This window comes from Rhodococcus sp. (in: high G+C Gram-positive bacteria), from assembly GCF_049591685.1.
Taxonomy (GTDB): domain Bacteria; phylum Actinomycetota; class Actinomycetes; order Mycobacteriales; family Mycobacteriaceae; genus Rhodococcoides.
The window spans coordinates 1-5649 of the sequence record NZ_JBAWFH010000267.1 but is presented as its reverse complement, the minus strand read 5'-3'; the positions used below and the strand labels follow the sequence as shown (position 1 = coordinate 5649).

Here is a 5649-nt window from a genome sequence, read left to right as displayed (position 1 = left end):
GGTAGGTCCTGCTCGTCGAGGAACGCCGCTAGTTCGCGTTCGGTCGAGAACGACGCGGCGATTCGTTGGGCGGCCACTGCGTCCACGTCGGCGGCGTCGGGACGGTCGTCGAGCAGGTATCGCAGTGCGTACTCCTGCGGGGCCAGGGTCGGCATGGTCATCGCCCAACCCGTCACGAAGAGCCCGAGCACCGACAGGGCCGCCATCGAACGTGAGAGCCCCGCAGACCCAGTGGAAGTCCGCTCTACCGCGAAGGCACCTCTCCGACGCGTGCGGACGTCGCCGCGGGCAGGCACCAGCTGGATCACAGCAACGACGGCCAGCGGGACCGCACAGAGGTAGAACCGGAGGAACCCGAAGGTGGATCCGCTGACGTAGGTGAGCGCTTGAAACGCCAGCACCGAGCCGAATAATACCGGGGCCACGAGGAATTCGAGGTCACGACGCCGGGCTGCGAGCACGCCGCCGATCGGGAGAAGCAACGGCAGCAACGGTCCCAGCACGAGAATGGCGGCGATCGCAAAGGCCGCATTGGTGAGCGTGCTGCCCGTCGATCCTCCCGATTGCTCGAGGATGGCGGCGTTTCCGTAGCTGGACGAGAGCTGCGCGAACAGTTCCCCCGTGATCAGCCAGCTCGTTGCGCTCCACACCGCGAACGCGATGAATCCCGGGCCTGCCACCAACACCGCGTCGAGAATTGCTCTGCGGCGCATGGCTTTCCACTCACCACGTCCGCGCCGCAGCAATGTCACACCTGCGACCAGGAACGCAGCCCCGGCGATCGCGACGACCGCGTCGTACCTCGTAAGATACGCCAGCGCCAACGCGATACCGGTGACGATCAGGTCGTGCACGTCGTCGGTGTGCACCCAGCGGATCAGCCGGCGCACCGCCCAGCAGGTGCAGAACAGGAACACTGCTTCGCTCATGCCGTTTGCGCCGTAGAACACGATCATCGGGTTCAGCGCGAACACAGCGGTGATCAGCCCGCTGTGCCACCCTCGCAGGCCGCGGTCGCGGCAGATCCCCAGCACCATCACCGTCGCTCCGGCCATGAACAGTGCCGAGATCACGATGCCGGAGATGTTCCACCGCGTGATGTCGGTCCACCACGAAGACAGGGCGACGATCGGCAGCTGCAGCAGCGCCGTCAGCGGCGTGAAGATGAAGCCGAGTGCGGAGACGTGCGGGTCGCGGCTCAGCAGCACCGCCTGCGCCGACGAGGTCCGCGCCAGCGCGTCACCGAGCAGGTATCCGAAATGCAGGCTGAGTGTCAGACCCACTGCGAGGTACCCGGCGAATGCGCCGAAGAACAGCCGAGTGGACGTCATGGCACCGGCTCGGTTTCGGGCGCGGGCGTCGACAAGCCGTGGAACGTCTTCTCCCAGTACGACGGGTTGCGCACCAACTGCCAGCACCCCTTGATGGCCGCGACGCTCATCATCATCCAGTACAGCGGCATCGTCAGGCTCGGCACGAGTAGGTACGCGTTGTCGCTTTCACGGCTCGCGATGAGGTACATGTACACGGTCGCGACGTTGCCGATGATCAACGACACCAACGAGAAGTAGTAGATGTACGGCGGGAACAGCGCAGCGATCAGCGACGGTTGCCCGAGTATCCATGCGGCGGTGGTGAACCAGAACACCATGTTGATGCACGCGGTGATCGGCGTCCCCGCCAGCAGCAGCGTGAACCGGTACGTCCCCACCGCGCCGAGCGCCCGCCATGTTTCCCGAGGCCGACGCATGTGCACCAGCCAGGTCTGCAGGTATCCCTTGTACCAGCGTGACCGTTGCCTGATCCAGTTGATCGCGTCGCTGTTCGCCTCTTCCAGCGTGGTCGAGTCGAGTACGGCGGTGGAGTATCCCGACGCCGCGATCCGCACACCGAGGTCGGCGTCTTCGGTGACGTTGAACCCGTCCCACGCGCCGACTTCTTCGATGACGTTCGCGCGCAAATGATTCGACGTACCGCCCAGCGGGATCGGCGAGGTGCTCCGCATCAACCCCGGCAGCAGGTAGCCGAACCACAGTGCGTAGTCCGCGGTGAACCACCCCGTCAGCAAGTTCTGAGAACCGTTGTGGAAAGCCAGTTTTGCCTGCACGCATGCAACGGTGTCGGGCAGCCGCTCGAACGCCGCGACCACTCGCCGCAGTTGCAGCTTCTCGGGTAGGTCCTCGGCGTCGAAGATCGTGATGATCTCGCCCGTCGCGAAGTGCAGCCCGTAGTTGCATGCCTTCGGCTTCGTGCGCGGGTCGCTCGCCGGTACGAGGACGACGTCGACGATCTGGCTCACTCCGGTGCGCGCCGCGGCGGCGATGGTGACGTCGTCGTCTTCCTCGAGCAGCAGAAGTACCTGCAGCTTGTCGGCCGGGTAGTCGAGGCCGCTCATGGCGGCGATGAGGTCGCCCACCACCTCGGGTTCGTCGTACGCCGGCACGAGGATGGTGTATTTCGGCAACCGCTCGTCGGGTATCGCGCGCGCTTCCTCGTCGGTGACGGTGACGATTGCGCTGGCGTCGAGCCCCCTCGAGAACAGCAGCAGCCTGTCGGCCATCATCGCGATGTACCCGATCGTGCACAGAACGGTGATCGCCAGCAGAGTTCCGACCGGCGCGAGCACCGCGCACCCGACGACGATCGCGAGAACAGCGAATGCCGTGTACTTCTGCCACGGGACGAACGCCACGGCAGCCGACGCCAGCGGGTGCCGTCGGGCAAGTCCGTTGACTGCGTCGTCGAGGGCTGCAGCCCGGAAGTTCTCCGACTCCTCCCCCACCCGGGGCGGCGTCACGACGAACCCCATTGCGCGCGTACGAGGCTGGTGCCGAACGCCGAGAGCAGTTCGAGATCTTTGTACTCGGGGTCGTCGTCGACGGCGATGGTATTGCCGCGCAGGAACGTCGCGATCGACGAGCTCACATTCGACGCCATCGACGGCTCGGGCTGCGGGAACACGGCGTCTTCCTCGTGATTGTCGACGCTGACGACGGTGATGCGCTGGGTGGTCTCGCCCCGGACCCAGGTGAACACCAGTTTGGTCCACGTCAGGAGCAACGCGTCGCTGACCGATGTGTAGATCTGCCCGGTGACGCCGCGGCCGAGGTCGACGTCGAGCGCGCCGCTGGTCCGGGTGTTGCCGAGCTTGTAGAGCGTGCTCTCCGGGTACACCGCCAGGCTCGCGCGATTGACGGTGGAGAGAACGTCGACGACGACGGTGCGGGGCCGCGATTGCACGTCCCACGCCGGGTTACCCTCGTCGGCGCGCATGATGTGCCGGCTCAGCGTGGAGGTGCGTCCGAAGAATGATTTGACCCAGTCGAATTCGAGCTCATCGGTCTGCGTCCAGCCCCGCGGTGCGACGACCGGCGCGAGCGGTGGTCCCGGCGTCGATGGGACGGCCTTCGGGGACGGAATCGGGATCAGCAGCAACAGCACGGCCGCAACGATGACGGTCACCAGCGAGCTCAGCGAGTTCTTGGCGGTCACCGGGGCGATTCGTCGGTCCATCGGACGCATGGGCTTGCCGTGACGTGCCACGAGGAAGAACCCCGAGCCGACGAGGATCGCCGCGCCGACGGTCGGCACCAACTGCAACCATGCGATGTGCGCTCCCGGAGACACCGCGAGCATCAGCGCCAGCATCGCGAAGCCGACGACGACCGTCCAGCAGAACCCGAAGACCGCGCGTCGGCGAGTCCGTCCGACTGCTATCGCGCCCGCGACGCCCGCGAGAAGGATCAACACGGCCCCGTAGGCGAACCTGCTACCGCCGACCGTGATGGCTGCCATTCGATACACCAGCGGGCTGAGTGCAAGGAGGAGTAGCCATACCGACCAGAACCGCCCGACCGGCCGCAGCCCGAACAACAGAATGGCGCCGCCGAGGAAGAAGACCAGCCCGGCGAGCACGTCGAGGTGCGCGAGTTCGTATTGCCCGACGTACCTCGGCAGCCACAGCCCCTTGATGGCCAGGGACCCCAGTAGCGCCAACCCGCCGACGATGATGTCGGTCTGCCGGTCGTGGATGGGCAGCTCGCCCGATCGTCGGCGCGCGATTCCCTGCGCTGCCACGGCTGCAAGGAACGGCAGGACGAAGATGTAGGTGGTGATCGCTCCGTCGCGGGCCTCCTGCACCAGCCGTTGACCGGTCGGGAAGAACGCCACGATGACGGCTGCGAACAGCACCGTCCAATAGAAGACCACCACCGCGACGGGGCGGTCCGGACGCTGGGGCTTCGGCGCCTCCTCTGCCGACCCCGGATCCCCGACGACGGTGGCCGTCATGACGCCCGAGGGTTGCGGCTTCGCATCCGAAGCACGACGGCAACAACGATTCCGACGATCAACAGCCCGGCTCCGATTGCAATCGCGATGGCAGTCGCCGAGTTGGAACTCTCACTGTCGGTCGCAGCGACGTCGGCCTCTGGTCCCGTCAGATCCCCACTCGTGAGCGACAGCGGCTCCTGGCTTTCGGCGCCGAGCAGAACGTCACCGCTGAGTGCGTACCACCGCGTCGAGTCGGCGTCGAGCCACGCCAGCATTCGGTCGAGTTCCGCGGGTGCCCCGTTCGAGGATGCGACGAGCATCGCGGCGTCCCCGTCGGTGGCCGCCACCTGCAAACTCGCGTAGGGCAGCGCCGAGTCGAGCGTCAGCACGTCGGTCGACCCACTGGCCGTCACCGCCGAGAAGGTCGTCGCTCCCGACGATGACAGCGGCAGCGACTTCTCGACGGTTCCCTCGGGGTCGATGATAAGCGCCGGGTCCGTCCCTGCCAGGGCGTCCTCGATGGACACGACGGCGACATCCACTGCGCGGGAGGACATGCGTTGCATCCCGTCGAGGATCGACGCCGCACGAACGGTGTTCTCGAACGTGTTGTCGGCCATTGCCACGTTCACACGGGGCATCAATGCCTGTGGGAGCGAGCCGAATCCGAGTGGTGCGGGAGTCGACGAATCGGTGCTGTCGACGACGGTACTGCCGTCGATGGTCACCTGAGCTGCGCTACCGCCGCACGCGGATGTCCCCTCGGCGGAGTGTGCGACGGTGACGTCGAGCGTCGTGACACGTCCGAGTGCATCGTTGGGGATGTCGACCCAGTGGTCGAGGATGCCGCTGTCGTCGGCCGCCCACACGTCGAGTCTCCGGTCGCCGACCGACGCCGTCACCGCGCCTGCGCCCGGCGTGTAGTTGCCGATCAGGTGCACCGACATTCCCGCGGCCGAGCGTCCGAGCCGGGTTTGGTCCAGGGCCAGGGAGGCAGTGCCCGTGCCGGCAACAGAGCCGATCTCGAGGTCGTCGAGCGTGACCGAATCAGCAGCCAGCACGGGCGGCGGCACCGAGACGCCTGCGAACGCTTTCGTCGTCAGGGCCAGGTTCGCGATGGTGCTGGTGACGAGTCGCGCCTGGTCGACGAGTTCGCTACCGCGCCCGGTGACGAAGAGACGTGGCGGCGCCTGCTCGATCGGATAGACGAGTTCGGTAGCGGCGTCGTTGTTTGCCGCCAGTATCACCGACCGGTCGTACGGCCCGTCCGGCACGGCGCCCTGTAGCTCCGAATCTGGCCGCATCACCACGCGCACCGTCTGCGCGCCGTAGAAGTCGATGATCGATGTCGTGAGCGTGAGGACCGCGGCCGTTGCG

4 protein-coding genes are annotated in these 5649 nt (G+C 66.5%); all 4 read right to left on the bottom strand.

The features are described from left to right. Nucleotides 1–1331 (bottom strand): ArnT family glycosyltransferase (locus WBQ44_RS11375; protein ID WP_495566795.1); only part of this gene is annotated, 1331 nt, incomplete at its 3' end. Beyond that, on the bottom strand, nucleotides 1328–2809 hold the full coding sequence (locus WBQ44_RS11370) for a glycosyltransferase (protein WP_495566794.1): 1482 nt from the start codon (nucleotides 2807–2809) through the stop codon (nucleotides 1328–1330). The genes WBQ44_RS11375 and WBQ44_RS11370, both read right to left, overlap by 4 nt. Then, entirely contained in the window at nucleotides 2794–4290 is a 1497-nt protein-coding gene (locus WBQ44_RS11365; protein WP_495566793.1) for a hypothetical protein, read from the bottom strand. The genes WBQ44_RS11370 and WBQ44_RS11365 overlap by 16 nt, the downstream gene beginning before the upstream one ends. Then, nucleotides 4287–5649 (bottom strand): hypothetical protein (locus WBQ44_RS11360; protein ID WP_495566792.1); only part of this gene is annotated, 1363 nt, incomplete at its 5' end. The genes WBQ44_RS11365 and WBQ44_RS11360, both read right to left, overlap by 4 nt.

Coding starts and splice junctions, on each gene's coding strand:
- WBQ44_RS11365 (WP_495566793.1), bottom strand. CDS start 4,290: ATGACGGCCACCGTCGTCGGGGATCCGGGGTCGGCAGAGGAGGCGCCG.
- WBQ44_RS11370 (WP_495566794.1), bottom strand. CDS start 2,809: ATGGGGTTCGTCGTGACGCCGCCCCGGGTGGGGGAGGAGTCGGAGAAC.